Below are 17,191 nucleotides of genomic sequence, written 5' to 3' on the forward strand. Positions count from 1 at the left end.
ATCCAGCGCAAACGGAGGCACTTTTGTTCGCCTCCGTTTGCGGCCGGTCTGCTATTTTCCGCCACCGAGCGAGTGGACGTACACGGCCATCGCCTTGATGGTGGCGAGATCGAGCCGCCCTTCCCAGGCCGGCATGACACCGGCGCGGCCCTGGCTGATGGTCTCGATCAAGGTCGCCTCGTCCGAGCCGTAGAGCCAGATCTTGTCAGTCAGATCAGGTGCGCCCAGCTCCTGGTTGCCCTTGCCGCCATCGCCATGGCAGGCGACGCAATTCTCGGCGAAGATCTTCTGGCCCCTGGCGGGGTCATATCCCGTGCGCGTCGATAGTCCCGACAGCGCCCGGACGTAATTAGCGACCGTGACGATCTCGTCCGGCTTGAGCACGCCGTCCTTGCCGAAGGCGAGCATCTGGCCTTCATGGGTCTTGGCGTGACCGGAACGCGCGCCGAACTGGATGGTCTGCATGATCTGGTCGAGCGTGCCGCCCCACAGCCAGTCGTCGTCGTTCAGGTTCGGGTACCCCTTGGCGCCGGCCGCGCCGGAGCCGTGACAGGGCGCACAATTATCGCCGAATACGGTCTTACCCTTGGCGCGGGCGAGCGCCAGCAGGGCCGGATCCTTCTCGATGTCGGCGAGCGAGGCCGCGCCCAGCGCCACCATCTTGTCGCCGCGGATCTTCTCGAGATTGGCGAGCTCGACGGCGACGTCGGCGCGCGAGGAGTAGCCGAACACGCCGGTCGTGTTGCTGGAGATCAGCGGCCAGGCCGGATAGACGATCCAGTAACCGATCGCCCAGAAGATGGTGAGATAGAAGGTGATCACCCACCAGCGCGGCAGCGGCGTGTTGAGCTCCTTGATGCCGTCCCATTCGTGTCCGGTCGTGGACTTGCCGGAGAGGGAATCGATGTCGCTATGATGATCGGTCATGGTCTCTACTCCTCCCGCAACGGCAGGCGTGCCGCCTCCTCGAACGTAGCCTTGTTACGGGGCCAGAATGCGTAGGCGATGATCGCGAGAAAGATCACGACGAACACCGGCGTCCAGATCGTGGTCACCAGACCGGACGCGAGATTGTCGAGTGTCAGGATGGCTTTCATCGTTGATGCCTTCTCAGCGAAGATTGACTTTCTCGTTGTAGATCTTGAAATCGACCAGCGTGCCAAGCATCTGCAGGTACGCGATTAGCGCGTCCATCTCGGTCGGTGTGCCAGGCTTGCCGTCGAAATTGCGCACGACAGCCTTGAGGTAGCGCTTGCTGAAGGCATCCGCGCCGGAATTGTCGGGATCGGCCTGGGCCTTCAGATCGGCGCCAGCGTTGGCGATCTGGTCGTCGGTATACGGCACGCCCACCGTGCGCAGCGTACGCATGTGGTCGGCGATGGCGTCAGGGTCGAGCTCACTCGCGCTGAGGAACGGATAGCCGGGCATCACCGACTGCGGCACGATCGCGCGCGGATTGGTCAGATGGGTGACATGCCAGTCGTCGGAATATTTGGCGCCGACGCGGGCAAGGTCCGGCCCCGTGCGCTTTGAGCCCCACTGGAACGGGTGGTCGTACATGCTCTCGGCCGCGATCGAGAAATGGCCGTAACGCTCGACCTCGTCGCGCAGCGGCCGGATCATCTGCGAATGGCAGAGATAGCAGCCTTCGCGGACGTAGACGTTGCGCCCGGCGAGCTCCAGCGGCGTGTAGGGCCTCACCCCGTCGACCTTCTCGATCGTGCTCTTGAGGTAGAACAACGGGGTGATCTCGACGAGACCGCCGATCGCGATCACCAGCAGGATGCCGACGACCAGGATGATCGAGTTCTTCTCAAAGACTTGGTGGCGCGTCCAGAACGACATTGTCTTGCTCCTCACTCCGCCGGCTGAAGAGCGACGGGCATCTGGACTTCCTGCTCGCCGGCGCGAACCGTCATCCAGAGATTGTAGGCCATAATCAGCGAGCCGATCAGGAACAGCGCGCCGCCGGCGGCACGGATGATGTAGAAGGGATGCATCGCCTCGACGGTCTCGATGAAGGAATATTCGAGGAAGCCGAGCGAGGTGTAAGCGCGCCACATCAGGCCCTGGAGGATGCCGGACACCCACATCGCCGAGATGTAGAGCACGATGCCGAGGGTCGCGATCCAGAAGTGCCAATTGACGAGCTTCAGGCTGTAGAGCCCCTTGCGATTCCAGGCCCACGGCACCAGGCAGTACAGCGCGCCGAAGGAGACGAAGCCGACCCAGCCGAGTGCGCCGGAATGCACGTGACCGATGGTCCAGTCGGTGTAGTGGCTGAGCGAGTTCACCACCTTGATCGACATCATCGGTCCCTCGAAGGTCGACATGCCGTAGAAGGCGACGGAGACGACCAGCATGCGCAGCACGGGGTCGGTGCGCAGCTTGTCCCAGGCGCCCGACAGCGTCATCAGGCCGTTGATCATGCCGCCCCAGGAGGGCATCCACAGCATGATCGAGAAGGTCATGCCCAGCGTCTGCGTCCAGTCCGGCAGCGCCGTGTAGTGCAGATGGTGCGGACCGGCCCAGATGTAGAGGAAGATCAGCGCCCAGAAGTGGATGATCGAGAGGCGGTAGGAATAGATCGGCCGCTCGGCGCGCTTGGGGATGAAATAGTACATGATCGCGAGGAAGCCGGCGGTCAGGAAGAATCCCACCGCGTTGTGGCCGTACCACCACTGGAACATGGCGTCCTGGATGCCGCCCCAGGCGACGTAGGACTTCGAGCCGAACACCGAGACGGGCAGCGGGGGATTGTTGCCGAGATGCAGGACCGCGATCGTCACGATGAAGGCGAGGAAGAACCAGTTCGCGACGAAGATGTGCGGTTCCTGGCGCTTGATGACGGTGACGAGGAAGACGAGCAGATAGACAATCCAGACGATGGTCAGCCACAAGTCCGAGTACCATTCGGGCTCGGCGTATTCCTTGCCTTGCGTGACGCCGAGCAGATAGCCGGTACCGGCGATTAGGATGAAAAAGTTGTAGCCGAGCACGACGAACCAGGGGGCTAGCTCGCCGGCGAGGCGCACGCGGCACGACTTCTGCACCACATAGAACGAGGTCGCGATCAGCACGTTGCCGCCGAAGGCGAAGATCACCGCCGAGGTGTGCAGCGGCCGCAGCCGGCCGAACTGGATCCAGGGCAGGTCGAAGTTGAGCGCTGGCCAGGCCAGCTCCGAGGCGATGATGAGACCGACCAGGAAGCCGGCAATGCCCCAGAACATCGCCATGAAAGACGAGAACTTGATCGGGCCCATATTATAGTTGGGCGGACCATTGATCTCCGCCGGCGGCAGCGCCGCCGGGCGATCTTGGTAACGGTTGATGATGCAGAACACCGCAGCCGCGCTCGCCGCCGCACCAAGCGCGGCGTGGAAGGCGAAGGGCGCATCGAGGGCCTTGGCCGAGGCGACCACGCAAAGGAAGGCAGTGACTGCGAACACCACAGCCAATCCGCTTTCACCGATGGTCATGGATTTGGAGATGGAGGGCTGGCTCATGCGGATTCTCTCTGAAAGAACACAGCACCAGAAACCACGTTCGCCTTCGCGGGGAATTGATTGAAATCAAGATGGATGGATTTCTGTTAATGTGAGGCCGATGCGTCACGACTTGAAATGCCCTCGTTCCTTTGTGCGCAGGGCGATCGCATATGGTCCGTATGCGGCCTGAACGCGCGCCTCGTCCTTCGAGACGATCGCCGCGCGTCTCCTCAGGATGAGGCTCAGCGCCGTCTTGCGCGCTCTTGAAAGTTCCGACGCGTACTCCACCGTCATCCTGAGGGCCGCCAAGGCGGGCGTCTCGAAGGATGCGTTGGAGTCGGCAACAAAGGGAATAGCCCGATCTGCGTCCCTATCAGTCGCTCGCCGTCGCCTTGAGCGCTGCGATGACGTCCTCGCGGGCGATGATGCCGACCAGCTTCTGCGCGGCATTCAGCACGATGATGCTCCGGATGCGGTGCTCGACCATGATCTGGAGCACGCGAGTCAGACGCGTGTCGCGGCTGACATAGATGAACTCGGGCGTCATGACGTCGCCGACCTTGCGGCCCATCAGCTCGTGATAGCGTGGCAGCATCTGGGCCGGCGTGAAGGCGAAGCACTTGAGGATGTCGAACTTGGTGACGATGCCGACGACCTGCCCGTCGTCCTCGACCGGGTAGGAGTTGAAATCGTCGCGTTCGAACATCTCGCTGAGCGCGAGCATGTCGAGGTCGCGCTTCACCGTCGCGACGTCGCGCGTCATGTAGCCGTCGACGGTCTTTTCCAGAAATTTGTACACGGCGCGTCCTCCTCGATGACCTTTGCGGCCGGCCGTCAGTGCGACAGCAGCACGCTCCGCGCGGATTGCGTGACCAGATGCTGGGTGACGCCGCCAAGGATCAGTTCGCGAAATCTCGAATGACCATAGGCGCCCGCGACGGTCAGACCGGCACCGAGGTCACCGGCGGCTCTCTCCAACTGCGCGGCGGCGGATTCGTTCGGCGCGCCCTCGCAGATGCGCGCCGTCGCGGTGATGCCGTGACGGGCGAGCCAGTCGGCAACGTCGGTGACGCCGGCCGTCGCGACCGACCGTTCGTCGCCCTGCTCCAGAATCATGGCAATGGTGACGTCTCTCGCTTTGCGCAACAGCGGCAGCGCGTCGGCCACCGCGCGCCGCGCCTCTGGCGTATCTTTCCACGCCACCAGCACGTTGCGCAGGTCGAGCCAGTTGACGGTGTCGGGAACAACGAGAAGCGGACGACCGACCTGCATGACGAGGTCCTTTGGACTTGCGCGCGCGAAGGCGTCGGAGAAGGCCGGGCTGCGTGCGCCGCTGACGACGATGTCGGCACAGCGCGCCTGCGCCAGGACGAACCGCGCCGGAAAATCCAGTGCGCAGCGCCACTGCGCATGTCCGCCGCGATTCTTCGTGGCGGCGCGGAACTCCGCTTCCAGCCCGGCCAGACGCCACTTGATGGACGCTTCGCCTTCATCAATCAGCCCCTGCGCCTCGGCGCTGTCGGTGAAATAGAGCGGCGGGGCGAACTGCGCGGCTGCAACGCCGACAATGGCGGCTTCGAATCGTTCAGCGAGCTCGCCCGCGACCTCTAGACGCGGCTCGTTGGGCTGATCGAGCGCCAGGCTGACCATCACGGTCGCGTATGTCATCGGGATGCTCCGAAAAGGCAATGACCGCGGCGAAATCTAGCCGCGTTGGCGCCCGGCGGGATGAGATAGATCAAATCGCCGGGCGGCGTGTCGCGGGCATCGCCAATGGAAACAGACATCGGAACTTGCCTCCGGCCCGGCCTTGGGCGAAATTGCCGCCAGGGTTGCGGCGCCATGCCCGCCGCACGGAAATGGGAGCCCCGGTTGCCGTCGATCCGAGTCACGCATCCGCCGGACGATAGCCGCGGTGAGCATTTCCGGGTCCGGATCGAAGGGTTCGGCGTCGGCACCTGGGATTTCGACCTGGCCACGCGGGATTTGGAATGGTCTGATACTGCGCGGACCCTGCTCGGTGTCGCGGAAGGCGAACAGCCGAGCTATGAGTCGTTCCTGTCACGCATCGAACCCGAAGACCGCGCACGCGTCGAGAGCGCGATCAGGCGCGTCTCCGAACGCGGCGGCGGCCTCGACGTGTCGTTCAAGGTGGCTGGCGCCTCCCGCGCGGGACAGTGGATCCGCGCCCGGGCCGCCGTGATCCGGGACGAGACCGGTACCGCCCGCCATCTGAGCGGGATATTCCTTGACGTCAACGAGGAGAAGCATCTCGAGGCAGCCCTGCGCGCCCAGGAGAATCATCTGCGCTCGATTCTCGAAACGGTGCCGGACGCCATGATCGTCATCGATTCGCGCGGCATCATGGAGCTGTTCAGCAGCGCAGCCGAGCGATTGTTCGGCTACAGCAAGCAGGAAGCCATCGGCCAGAACGTCAGCATCCTGATGCCGGAGCCGGACAAGTCACGTCACGACGGCTATCTGGAGCGCTATCTCAAGACCAATGACCCGCACATCATCGGCATTGGCCGCATCGTGACCGGCAAGCGCCGCGACGGCACGACCTTTCCGATGCACCTTTCGGTCGGGCAAACGCAGCGCGGCGGTGAGCTTTATTTCACCGGCTTCGTCCGCGACCTCACCGAGCATCAGCAGACCCAGGCCCGGCTCCAGGAATTGCAGTCCGAGCTCGTCCATGTCTCGCGGCTGACCGCGATGGGCGAGATGGCCTCGGCCCTGGCGCATGAGCTGAACCAGCCGCTGGCGGCGATCAGCAATTACATGAAGGGATCGCGACGCCTCCTGGCCGGAAGCCAGGACCCGAACACGCCGAAGATCGAGAGTGCATTGGACCGCGCCGCCGAACAGGCCTTGCGCGCCGGCCAGATCATCCGACGCCTGCGCGAGTTCGTCTCTCGCCGCGAATCCGAGAAGCGGGTCGAAAGCCTCTCCAAGCTGATCGAGGAAGCCGGCGCGCTCGGACTTGCTGGCGCGCGCGAACAGAACGTGCAGCTCCGCTTCATCATCGATCCGAACTCTGATCTCGTCCTCGCCGACCGCGTGCAGATCCAGCAGGTGCTTGTCAATCTATTCCGCAACGCGCTGGAAGCGATGGGGCAGTCTCAGCGCCGAGAGCTCGTCGTCACCAATCGGCGCGTTGGTAACGAGATGATCGAGGTGGAAGTGTCGGATACCGGCTCCGGCTTCAGGGACGATGTCATTCCAAACCTGTTTCAGACCTTCTTCACCACCAAAGAGACCGGCATGGGTGTGGGATTGTCGATCAGCCGCTCGATCATCGAGGCTCACAGCGGCCGCATGGTCGCCGAAAGCAACGCGTCGGGCGGCGCAACATTCCGCTTCACCTTGCCGACAGCCGACGAGACCTGAGCCATGACGACCAAGGGACATGTTTACGTCATCGACGACGACGCGGCGATCCGGGATTCGCTGAATTTCCTGCTGGATGCCGCCGGCTTCGGCGTCACGCTGTTCGACAATGCGCAGAGCTTCATCGATGCCCTGCCCGGCCTCGGCTTCGGCTGCGTCATGTCCGACGTGCGCATGCCGGGTCTCGACGGGATCGAGCTGTTGAAGCGGATGAAGGCGCAGCAAAGCCCGTTCCCGATCCTGATCATGACCGGTCATGGCGACGTGCCGCTCGCGGTCGAGGCGATGAAGCTAGGGGCTGTCGACTTCTTGGAAAAACCGTTCGAGGACGACCGACTCACCGCGATGATCGAGACAGCCATCCGCCAGGCGGAGCCGGCCGCCAAGAACGACGCCATCGCGCAGGACATCGCCGCCCGTGTCGCCTCCTTGAGCCCGCGGGAGCGCCAAGTGATGGAAGGCTTGGTCGCGGGCCTCTCGAACAAGCTGATCGCCCGCGACTATGACATCAGCCCGCGCACCATCGAGGTCTACCGGGCCAATGTGATGACTAAGATGCAGGCGGGCAGCTTGTCGGAACTGGTGCGACTCGCCATGCGCGCCGGGATCGTGAAGGATTAAGGCAAACCGTCTTGAGGTAGGTCAACACGGCCCATTTCTCGTGTGCTAAACCAAGCACAATGAGCGAGATCGGTTCCCATCGTAATCGGCTGATAATGGAGGCACCCGGACAGCCGGTTGTCTACGTCGTCGACGACGATGATGCCGTGCTCCGATCGCTGCGCTTCCTATTGGAGACCGACGGATTCGCGGTGCGAACTTTCCGGAACGCCACGGCGCTGCTAAGTGCTATGAACAAGCCTGGCGCTGACTGCTACGTGATCGACTACAAGATGCCGGATATCAGCGGCATTGAGCTCGCCGACCGGCTGCGCCAGTCGTACGGCGAAACCCCCGTGATCCTGATCACGGGCTATCCGGACGAAAATATCTCGCCTCGAGCCGCTGCCGCCGGCGTCACGGACGTGATCTTGAAGCCCCTTCTGGCGGAACACCTGGTCAAGCGCATCCGCCACGCGATCCAGAGCAGACGTGGAAACTCGGTGCGGCGCTAGACCGCGCTCCCTGTGCGGCGAACCTAGCTGGGGGATCGCAAAAATCCAGATCGGTTCGCAGCACGCTCTTGGGCCAAGATTGGGTCATACAGGCAACATTCAAGTTTGGGCTGCAATCTGGTCGCCCTCGAGCGGTATCTGACCCTGCAAGTGACCTACGGAGTTCTACGTAAGGGTACGCCCTTAAGATATCACGCGAACTTTTCAACCGACCCGGCACGGCGTAGGAACTCCGTCATCACAACGGAGATGGCGCGGATGCTGACCCAAACGATCAATACCCAGGCAATCAACACGCAAGTTCGTGGCAAGATTGGCTCGGCACTTCCCGCATCTGACCAGTTTGTCGCCATCGCCGACCATGTCGGACTGATCGCCACCGAATTGTCGTACCGCAAGGAGGAGGAGATCTATGGCGAGGACGAGCCGGCCGAATACGTCTACCAGGTCGTGTCAGGTGCGGTCCGCACTTACAAGCTCCTCTCAGACGGCCGCCGCCAGATCGGCGCCTTCCACCTCCCCGGCGACGTGTTCGGCCTCGAATCCGGCGCCAGCCACCGCCTTACCGCTGAAGCCATCATCGAGACCAATGTGCGCGTGGTAAATCGCGCGAGCCTGGAGAAGGTCGCCGGCATCGACGTGCACGTTGCCCGCAAGCTCTGGGCCATGACCTCCGGCCAGCTGCGCCACGCTGAAGACCACATGCTGCTGCTGGGACGCAAGACCGCGATGGAGCGTGTCGCAACCTTCCTGCTCGAAATGGATCGTCGCCTTGCAGTAGCCGGCATGATGGCACTGCCGATGTGCCGCCGCGACATCGGAGACTATCTGGGCCTCACGCTCGAAACCGTCTCGCGCGCGCTCTCGCAGCTTCACTCACAGGGCATTCTCGGCTTTTCCGGCGCACGGCAGATCGAGCTTCGCAACCGGCAGCGCCTGCGCAATATCGACGCCTTGTAGTGGCTACCTGCCTTTGAACTATGCTCTTCAGATTCCATCGTGACGGGCACTTCGATCCACTTGGTCCTGCGCTAGAGAGCTCGCCTTCTACGAATAGGCGCATCTTGGAGACGAGTGGTTTGTGAGCAACGCCTATTGTATCGGCATAGCATAGCCGGCGCCCAACCATCACCGGGCAATGCTTGCGCTTTAGTTATTCGATGTCTAATCGAGACCGCTCTGAACGCGCCGTCCTCACGTTGAGTTCACCTGATCAAAATGGCATCTTTCCTCACCTATATCTTATCTCGCCTGCCGCGACAGGACGAGTGCGTTCGCTCACGCTGCTTCCGGTACGGCTGAAGCGTGAGTCTGGCAGTTGGCCGGGCAAACCCTGGCGCATGCACCGCACCCAATGCAAGCACCTTGATCATTCAGAACCATAGTCTTCTTTTCGATCTCATCGTCGTCGTCATCGAGGTTGACAAATTCACCATCCTCGCTGATTCCTTTCAAAGTCATGACATCTCGGCCGCACACTTTGAAACAGCGGCCACAGCCGATGCACTTCTTGGCATCGATCGAGGTCAGGTATTGTGGCGTCCAGTCGCGTCCGTCTCGTGTTTGAAACGACATGCATTGCCCCTTTATGTATTTTCCAGCGCCTTCAAGTCGAGGCTCTTGCGCTCAAGTTCGGCATAAGCATCGTACGCCTTCTGCGCCACCACCATGATCGAGGTCCAGTTAATGGGCAATTCTTCCGAAAGATCGTGCAGATCCATCTTGGCCTGCGTCGCCTTGGCGGACACCTTCCTTAGTTCGGCCTTCAGTGTTTCACGATCTTTCATGAGTATCCCCAATGGTTCACCACGTCTGGAAATTTCCGAATCAGGGCGATTCCGTCGCTGACATATTTGTCGCCCGCCTCCGCGAGCTTTGCCAAGTTATCGAAGCCGAAGCGATGTCCATCCCGAAGCTGCTTGTTTACGACGATCAGCCGCCCGGAGATCAGCACCACGCGGCCCACGCCTTCATATTGCAGGTTCAGAATCGGCTGGATCAACACGCCGGTCGCCCTCTCGATCGAGAGGGCGACCGCATGGAAGAACAGCTCAAGGCGCCGCAGCGTATCGGGATCAGGATCACCGATAATCGGCAATGCGCGCCCCTTCTCTCCGTCCAGAATATAGGGTTCGAGCAGATCTAGATCGCTCTTTGCCTTCAAGGCTCCATTGATACCGTGAACGCGCCAAATCTTAATTAACTCCTTTAGGAACGGCGCGTCGACGGCGCTGCCTTTCTGCTCTCGTTTTGTGGTCATATCACCTCATTCGTCGAAGTCGAACGTACGCCGTCGGTCCTTTGCCATAGCCTTGCGTAGCCAGGGAGGTGGCGTGCCCTTCAGGACGCGCTCGAGTTTTTCGAGCAACACCAGAATGCTTTCGGGCTTATTCACCTTGATAGGATGGATCTTGTTGGCCACCACTCGCGCAGCCCCGGCACCGCCAATGGCAGCGACGTAAAGAATCGCGCAATCCTTGATCGCCTCGATTTTCGGCGCCAACTTATCGTCGTTGCCGTCTTCCTTAAGGTCGCCCTCAAACTCAATCGCTTTGAGAAACACGTGCCCGCCAGGGGCGACATCGTAAATCGCGATATTCTTTGCCCAACCAAAATGGGCATCGACTCGTCTCAGATCTTGAGTGGCAAACGCGACCTTCATGCAATTGACCTCCCGGCCGCGCCGTTGGAGCTGCGATTGCCTGAGCATCGCGGCAGTCCGGCCGCAGTCCGCCATGTATCGGGCGAAGGCTGATCGTTCTCCTCGCGGTGCGCGATCACGAGGTTGGCGATCTCGAAGATCAGATTGCGGGTACCACGATAGCCCACGGACAGTTGGTGTCCCGCACCAAGTCGATCGAACATCGGAAAACCCGTACGATAGAAGGGCAATTTCAGCCGAGCCGCCGCTTGCCTGCCATGCGAATGGGTGATCAGCAGATCGCAATGGTTTGTCTTGGCAAGCGCTTCCAGATCCTCGAGATCGCCAATGAGGACCTCCTTGGTCTTGATCCGCTCGATCACCTCCGACTGAGTGGTCGTCACGGCCGCGGTCACCTGCGCGCCCATGTCATGCAGCATGCCGGACAGATCGAACAGAAGATCTGGCTCAGCGCCGATAGCAATTTTGCGACCGCCAATATGGAAGTGCGCATCCAGCATTGCATCGGCGAGTTGACTGCGCTGACGCCGATATTTTAAGGGTATGGGGCGGCCGCTGATCTCGCTCAAGAACATCATGAATTCGTCGTTCGGACCGAGACCACACAGCCGCTCGAACACACGAAAAGGCACGCCGGTCTTGACCTGCATGACCTCTGCCGCACGCTGCATCTGCGCCCCGATTGCAATCGTCCATCCGGCGCGGCCCATGCTCGCAATTTCGTCGACGCCGATGCCGCCGATGGTCGTTGGCGTAAACTCATCGGGGATATGCCCATCGAGCGATCCCGCCAGGTCAGGCAGGAAGGACGGGCACAAGCCAAAATCCTCCACTATGACGCGGAGTTCATCAAGATCGCCGGGCGTGAGGTGACATCCCGGCAGAACATTCACTTTCGATGGATCCCGCAGCCCATTGGCACTGGGCCCTTCCACCAGCACGTCCACAATGCGCTCCACAGCCTTCTCCCAGCCGTCCTGGAACGCGCCCTTGAAATCAGGCGTCGAGACATAGACCAGTGGCAAGTTTGCGAGTTGCGGATGCTTGCCCCGGATTAGCTTGAGGTAGGCATCCACATCGTCGCCGTTGGTCTCAGTGACACCGGTCGAGCAGATTCCGATGATCTTTGGCTTGGCACGGCTGTAGATGTTCAGTATCGCCTGCTCAAGATTCTCATAACCGCCGAGCACGGTCGCGACCTCGCTCATCGCGGTGGTCTGCAGCGGTACTGCCTCTTTGAAATGCCGTACAAAGAGCGTGAGCCCGAAGGATGTGCATCCCTGGGAGCCGTGCAGAAGCGGCATCGCCCCACGCAGGCCCATGAAGGCGAATGCGCCGCCGATCGGCTGACTCATCTTCAGCGGGTTGACAGCGCAGGCTTTCGTCGGCGCCGTGACAATGGCCATGACGCCTCCTTATTCTGCGGCCTGTCGCATGGCAGATGGCTCGGACACCAAGATCCCTTCGGTGCGTCTTTGGCAGCAGTCACCGACCGCATTGGTATGCTCTCTGACCGCTGCGACGCTCCTCAGGCCGTGCGCGTAGATTGCATCCTCAAACGCGCCCAGATCGACCGTGTTACACACGCAGTTTTTCCTCGCGTGGCGCGTGGTTTCGGCGAACGCCGGATCGCAGGCGATCGCGGCGATCGGCGATTGCATCTGCTCCACTGCCTTTGCCAATGGCTCCCATGGTGCGGGTCGACGTAGCTGCTCCCACATGGGATTGGAGAGCGATTTGTCGATCTCCTCCACCAGCTTGACCATTCCGACATAGCCCATATAGGCGTGGCAACGCTCCTGATTGATATCGAGCCAGGGCATCGCCGCTTTCAGCGCGACGAACTGCGACTTGCCGCCCGATAGCATGATGTCCGCTTCTGCGTCCTTCAACATCTTGTACATTTCGCGCGGCGTCATATCCTCGATCATGTGGGCGTCCCGCCCCATGAGCTCCTTGATGCGCTCCTTGTCTTTCGTGGTCGATTTCTTGACGCTGGTTCCGACTAACTCGAGCCCGGCTTCCTGGAGTGCCGCAACGACCGACCATGACTTGACGCCGCCGGTAATCAACAAGGCCTTCTTGCCTTCAAATCGAGGCTTGTACGGCTCTATCGCAGCCCAGGCTCGCGCTTCCTCGCGCGCGATCACCGCTTCAGTGCGTCCGAGCAGATCTGTCGGCGCGCCGCGTTCAACCAATAAGCGGGCAAGCTGACGCAACGATTTGCTCGAATCTTGAATACCGTAGAACGACCCCTCGAAGAACGGGATCCCGTAGCGTTGCTCCATCTTGCGTGCGAGGTTGATCATGGACTTCGAGCAGACCAACATCGCCGCCCGCGCGCGATGAGATGAAGCGACTTCCCGATATTTGCCATCGCCGGAGACGCAGGAGAGAATCCGAACTCCAAGCTCGTCTAGCAATGGCTTTACTTGCCAGAGCTCTCCCGAAAGATTGTATTCCCCGATCAGGTTGATATCGTACGGCGTAGTGTAATCCGGCTCTTGCGTCCCAATCACGTAGTCGAGCAACGCCTCGCCGGCGAGTTTGTTACCGAGGTTCTTCGAGCCGACAAAGCCTGGGGAATTGATCGGGATCACCGGCTTTGTGAACCTTTGAGATGCTGCCTTGCAGACTGCGTTGATGTCGTCGCCGATCATCGCCGGGATGCAGGTTTGATAAACGAAGATGGCGGGCGGGTCGCACTTGTCGATGATCTCCTTGATCGCTTTGCAGAGCCGCTTCTCGCCTCCGAATACAATATCGGTTTCGCTCAAATCGGTTGTGAATGAGGTGCGCCACAGATTCGAGCCGGACGACGCCGCGCCGCGATTGTCCCAGGAATTACCTTCGCACGCGATCGGACCATGCACCAAGTGAGCGACATCGGTGAACGGCTGCAGCGCAACCTTCGCGCCATCGAAAGCACAGCCGCCGGCAGCGCTACCTGGCTGCAGTTGCTTGGTGCATCCGTTCTTGCGTTCAGCCTCCGACTTACTGCCGTTCTTGGCGCAGCCAGGCTCGTCGAACATATTCCGGACCGTGGCCGCTAGTGAACTCATCCCTTTTTCCTCCCAGCGCGGACTAATTGCATGGTCGACCGTCATGTGCTTGTGCCATCGTCGAGTGCTTGGGCGATGGCACCGCACGGTCGCTCATTAGCGAATGATGTCGAAGCTGTAGTCAGTTTTGCCAAGAACGTTCGTCTTCTTGTCGATCTCATCGAAGATCTTGTCCAAGATCTTCACCAAAACATTCAGGCCGCCCTGGTACCCCCATAAGGGGGAGCGGTGATGGTGATGCCGATCAAAAATCGGAAAGCCGATGCGGATCAGTGGCGTTCCAGTATCGCGCTCCAGATACTTGCCATAGGTGTTGCCAATTAGAAAATCGACCGGCTCGGTGAACAGGAGTGAGCGCATGTGCCAGAGGTCTCGGCCCGGATAGGCTTGGCAGTCCTGCCCAAATGGCGAGCTTGCAAGCAGCACCTGCATTTTCTCGTGCCAGGCCTTGTTGCCATTGGTGGACAGCACATGTGTGGGTTCGGCGCCAAGTTCGAGCAGAAACGCAGCCAACCCGTAGCAAAGATCGGGATCGCCATAGATCGCGAACTTCTTGCCATGGATATGCGCGCTAGAATCAGCGATGGCGTCGACCAGACGGCCACGTTCTCGCGCGAGTTGCTCGGGAATCTCCTTGCCGCTGATGCGTGACAGCGCCACGATAAGGTCATCCGTCGCGGATAGGCCCACCGGGTAGTTGAACGATGCGACATCCTGGCCGTGCTCAGCCACAAATGGCAGCGTTTTTTCGGTGCACCACTGCTGCATGGAGATTGTCGCCTTGGCGTGTATCGCGTTGGCCGCATCTTCCAGCGTCGTACCACCGTCATACATCCGAAATTCGCCGTCGGTCGGAGTATCGAAGACTTCAGAATTATCCGCCAGAATCGTGTGCTGGATGCCCATCAACGCCAAGATGCGCTTGATCTCGCGAAGGTTTCCGACGGTATAGCCATCGAACCCACCAATGATGTTGATCGCCCCGTTCTGCTTGCGCTCCAGCTTCGGCGCAGTTCCGGCCTTACCGTCCCAAAAATGCTCAAGAATGCCCTTGAGCGCATTGTCATAACCGGTGACGTGGCTGCCGACGAACGCCGGCGTATGGGCGAATGGCACGTCGAAGTCGGCCGGAACTGAGCCTTTTTCTTTCGACGTCTTGATGAAGGCGTTGAGGTCATCGCCAATCACCTCGGCCATGCAGGTCGTCGAGACCGCAATCATTTTGGGTTTGTACATGTTGTAGCTGTTCGCGAGCCCGTCGATCATGTTGTTCAGGCCGCCGAATACAGCAGCGTCTTCCGTCATCGACGAAGAGACGCAGGAAGCCGGCTCCTTGAAGTGCCGCGACAGATGGCTGCGGTAATAAGCCACGCAGCCTTGCGAGCCGTGGACGAAGGGCAGCGTGCCCTCAAAGCCAACAGAGGCGAATACGGCGCCAAGCGGCTGGCATGCCTTGGCCGGATTGACCGCGAGTGCCTCTCGCGCAAAGTTCTTTTCGCGATATTCGGCCGTTTTCGTCCATTCCTTAATGCGTTCGACCTCGGCGGGATCGCGAGGATTCTCGAACATCTTCTTCTTGGCCAGCATCTGCTGGTATTCTGGACCGCGGAACAGCTCGAGGTGATCGAGCACGTGTTCGGCACTCTGCGCCATTGTTGAAATCCTTCACTATCGAGATTGGTGTCGCCCCGGCTTTGCCACAGAGCGAGATGAGTTGGTTTATTCTGCAGCCAGGAGTTTGGCCCTCGAAGCTTCCTTCCAAGGGGCCTTCGTTTTCTTCCAGACCGGCGAGTTGATCGCCATGTCCATGTCACGCGCGAAGATCGCAAAACCGTCATAGCCGTGATATGGGCCCGAATAGTCCCACGAGTGCATCTGCCGGAACGGCACACCCATTTTTTGAAAAACGTATTTTTCCTTAATGCCCGAGCCGACGAGGTCAGGCTGGAGCTTTTCGACGAAGCGCTCGAACTCATAGCCATTGACGTCATCGTAGATGAGCGTGCCGTCCTTTACGTAGTGCTGAGCTGTGCGCTGATAGTCGTCGTTGTGACCGAACTCGTATCCGGTGCCAATGACTTCCATCCCGAGGTCCTCGTATGCGCCAATCACATGACGCGGACGGAGCCCGCCGACGTACAGCATCACCGTCTTGCCCTCCAAGCGCGGGCGATATTTTGCGATCACAGCGTTCACCAGCGGTTGGTACTTTTCAATCACCCGCTCGGCGCCTTCCTTGATCTTGTCGTCGAAATAGCCCGCAATCCTGCGCAGAGACTCTGCGATCTTTGAAGGTCCGAAGAAGTTGTACTCGCACCAGGGGATACCGAACTTCTCTTCCATGTGGCGCGAGATGTAGTTCATGGAACGATAGCAATGCAGAATGTTGAGCTTTGCCTTCGGCGTTGCCTCGAGCTCAGCCAGTGAACCGTCGCCAGACCACTGCGCGATCACCCGCAGGCCCATCTCCTCCAGCAGAATTCGCGATGACCAGGCGTCGCCGCCGATATTGTAGTCTCCGATGATCGCAACATCGTACGGCGTCGGCTCAAATTTTGGTTTGCCATCGGACTCGACCTGGTCGAAAATCCAATCGCGCACCGCGTCATTGGCAATGTGATGGCCTAGTGACTGCGACACGCCCCGAAAGCCCTCACAGCGGACCGGCACGATGGTCTTGCCGCCATATTCCTTGGATTTCGCTCTCGACACGGCCTCAATGTCGTCACCGATCAATCCGATCGGGCATTCCGATTGGATCGTGATGCCGTTGTTGAGCGGAAACAGCTCCTGGATTTCGTCAAGAATTTTGACTAGCTTCTTGTCGCCGCCGAATACGATATCCTTTTCCTGGAAGTCGGAGGTGAACTGAAGGGTCACGAAGCTATCGATGCCCGTCGTGCCAACGTAATAATTGCGTCGCGAGCCCCACGAATACTGACCGCAGCCGACCGGGCCATGGCTGATATGGACCATGTCCTTGATCGGTCCCCAGACCACCCCCTTTGACCCTGCATAGGCGCAGCCTCTGATCGTCATCACGCCAGGTATAGATTTGATGTTGGACTTCACCCCGCAATCTGACTTGCCGGCTTGGTGAACGTTGAGGTGCTTGGCACGCCGTTTCGCGGTTTTCTCCGGATAGACCTTCAGCACCTCCTGGATCAGCTCTTTGTTGCGAGCCCTGATTTCTACGATGCTCTGGGTCGAGGCGAGACTCATCTGATGTCCTTCAAAGGTTAGCTGTTGCGACGGCGACTTCTTGACCAAGACTTTTGCAACCAGCATGCCAGGGTCTCTTGGGCGCAAAAAACAGAGCAATCAAAATCGCTTAACGCGCCTCGTGCGGTGACGGGGGGATTTGTTGCGAACCCGACATCACGCTTTGGGCAGAAAACTCTTGGTTTGGCCCAGTTCGAAATGAAACAGGGCTGGTTAGCTATAAAATTGCCCGCCAATTCTCGCGCGTGTCCG

18 protein-coding genes are annotated in these 17,191 nt (G+C 60.0%); 4 read left to right on the top strand and 14 right to left on the bottom strand.

What is annotated here, in order from left to right; translation table 11 throughout:
* Positions 1 to 51 precede the first annotated feature (51 nt).
* From ccoP to BRAD3257_RS34330, 6 genes are all read right to left on the bottom strand, one after another.
* Positions 52 to 927: a cytochrome-c oxidase, cbb3-type subunit III gene (gene ccoP, locus BRAD3257_RS34300; RefSeq protein ID WP_122405492.1), complete on the bottom strand. Its 876-nt coding sequence runs from the start codon at positions 925 to 927 to the stop codon at positions 52 to 54.
* Positions 928 to 932: 5 nt separating this feature from the next.
* On the bottom strand, positions 933 to 1,097 hold the full coding sequence (locus BRAD3257_RS34305; protein WP_122405493.1) for a cbb3-type cytochrome oxidase subunit 3: 165 nt from the start codon (positions 1,095 to 1,097) through the stop codon (positions 933 to 935).
* 13 nt (positions 1,098 to 1,110) lie between these two features.
* Entirely contained in the window at positions 1,111 to 1,845 is a 735-nt protein-coding gene (ccoO, locus tag BRAD3257_RS34310) for a cytochrome-c oxidase, cbb3-type subunit II (protein WP_122405494.1), read from the bottom strand.
* An 11-nt stretch (positions 1,846 to 1,856) separates the two neighbouring features.
* The gene (gene ccoN / locus BRAD3257_RS34315) at positions 1,857 to 3,506 is read right to left on the bottom strand and encodes a cytochrome-c oxidase, cbb3-type subunit I (RefSeq protein ID WP_122405495.1); all 1,650 of its coding nucleotides are present in this window, start codon (positions 3,504 to 3,506) and stop codon (positions 1,857 to 1,859) included.
* Between the two features lie 355 nt (positions 3,507 to 3,861).
* A complete protein-coding gene (locus tag BRAD3257_RS34325; RefSeq protein ID WP_122405497.1) occupies positions 3,862 to 4,287 on the bottom strand; it encodes a CBS domain-containing protein in 426 nt (141 codons plus the stop codon).
* Positions 4,288 to 4,322: 35 nt separating this feature from the next.
* Positions 4,323 to 5,156 carry a universal stress protein gene (locus BRAD3257_RS34330; RefSeq protein WP_122405498.1) on the bottom strand — a complete coding sequence of 278 codons (834 nt, stop codon included), beginning with the start codon at positions 5,154 to 5,156 and terminating at the stop codon, positions 4,323 to 4,325.
* Between the two features lie 204 nt (positions 5,157 to 5,360).
* On the opposite strand from BRAD3257_RS34330, the gene fixL reads away from it, so the two are divergent.
* From fixL to BRAD3257_RS34350, 4 genes are all read left to right on the top strand, one after another.
* Complete coding sequence (gene fixL, locus BRAD3257_RS34335) at positions 5,361 to 6,878, top strand: sensor protein FixL (RefSeq protein WP_122406913.1); 1,518 nt, start codon at positions 5,361 to 5,363, stop codon at positions 6,876 to 6,878.
* A gap of 3 nt (positions 6,879 to 6,881) precedes the next feature.
* Positions 6,882 to 7,499, top strand: coding sequence for a response regulator FixJ (gene fixJ / locus BRAD3257_RS34340; RefSeq protein ID WP_122405499.1), 618 nt, complete (start codon positions 6,882 to 6,884; stop codon positions 7,497 to 7,499).
* 59 nt (positions 7,500 to 7,558) lie between these two features.
* Complete coding sequence (locus BRAD3257_RS34345; RefSeq protein WP_122405500.1) at positions 7,559 to 7,993, top strand: response regulator; 435 nt, start codon at positions 7,559 to 7,561, stop codon at positions 7,991 to 7,993.
* A 258-nt stretch (positions 7,994 to 8,251) separates the two neighbouring features.
* Positions 8,252 to 8,953 (top strand): helix-turn-helix domain-containing protein, encoded by a 702-nt coding sequence (locus BRAD3257_RS34350; protein ID WP_162500434.1) that lies wholly within the window; start codon positions 8,252 to 8,254, stop codon positions 8,951 to 8,953.
* Between the two features lie 318 nt (positions 8,954 to 9,271).
* Here the strand turns inward: BRAD3257_RS34350 and fdxB are convergent, their stop codons facing one another.
* The 8 genes from fdxB to nifD all read right to left on the bottom strand — a co-directional run bounded on the left by fdxB (position 9,272) and on the right by nifD (position 16,939).
* The gene (fdxB, locus tag BRAD3257_RS34355; protein WP_122405502.1) at positions 9,272 to 9,568 is read right to left on the bottom strand and encodes a ferredoxin III, nif-specific; all 297 of its coding nucleotides are present in this window, start codon (positions 9,566 to 9,568) and stop codon (positions 9,272 to 9,274) included.
* 11 nt (positions 9,569 to 9,579) lie between these two features.
* Positions 9,580 to 9,780: a CCE_0567 family metalloprotein gene (locus tag BRAD3257_RS34360; protein ID WP_122405503.1), complete on the bottom strand. Its 201-nt coding sequence runs from the start codon at positions 9,778 to 9,780 to the stop codon at positions 9,580 to 9,582.
* Positions 9,777 to 10,253 (bottom strand): NifX-associated nitrogen fixation protein, encoded by a 477-nt coding sequence (locus BRAD3257_RS34365; RefSeq protein WP_122405504.1) that lies wholly within the window; start codon positions 10,251 to 10,253, stop codon positions 9,777 to 9,779. The genes BRAD3257_RS34360 and BRAD3257_RS34365 overlap by 4 nt, the downstream gene beginning before the upstream one ends.
* A 6-nt stretch (positions 10,254 to 10,259) precedes the next feature.
* A complete protein-coding gene (gene nifX, locus BRAD3257_RS34370; RefSeq protein WP_122405505.1) occupies positions 10,260 to 10,655 on the bottom strand; it encodes a nitrogen fixation protein NifX in 396 nt (131 codons plus the stop codon).
* The gene (nifN, locus tag BRAD3257_RS34375; RefSeq protein ID WP_122405506.1) at positions 10,652 to 12,061 is read right to left on the bottom strand and encodes a nitrogenase iron-molybdenum cofactor biosynthesis protein NifN; all 1,410 of its coding nucleotides are present in this window, start codon (positions 12,059 to 12,061) and stop codon (positions 10,652 to 10,654) included. Before nifN ends, nifX begins: the two co-directional genes overlap by 4 nt.
* A 9-nt stretch (positions 12,062 to 12,070) precedes the next feature.
* Entirely contained in the window at positions 12,071 to 13,717 is a 1,647-nt protein-coding gene (nifE, locus tag BRAD3257_RS34380) for a nitrogenase iron-molybdenum cofactor biosynthesis protein NifE (protein ID WP_122405507.1), read from the bottom strand.
* A 96-nt stretch (positions 13,718 to 13,813) separates the two neighbouring features.
* Positions 13,814 to 15,370 (bottom strand): nitrogenase molybdenum-iron protein subunit beta, encoded by a 1,557-nt coding sequence (nifK, locus tag BRAD3257_RS34385; protein ID WP_122405508.1) that lies wholly within the window; start codon positions 15,368 to 15,370, stop codon positions 13,814 to 13,816.
* Between the two features lie 66 nt (positions 15,371 to 15,436).
* A complete protein-coding gene (nifD, locus tag BRAD3257_RS34390) occupies positions 15,437 to 16,939 on the bottom strand; it encodes a nitrogenase molybdenum-iron protein alpha chain (RefSeq protein WP_122405509.1) in 1,503 nt (500 codons plus the stop codon).
* Between the last annotated feature and the right edge of the window lie 252 nt (positions 16,940 to 17,191).

Origin of the sequence: Bradyrhizobium vignae (assembly GCF_900324035.1) — a bacterium.
Lineage (GTDB): Bacteria > Pseudomonadota > Alphaproteobacteria > Rhizobiales > Xanthobacteraceae > Bradyrhizobium > Bradyrhizobium vignae.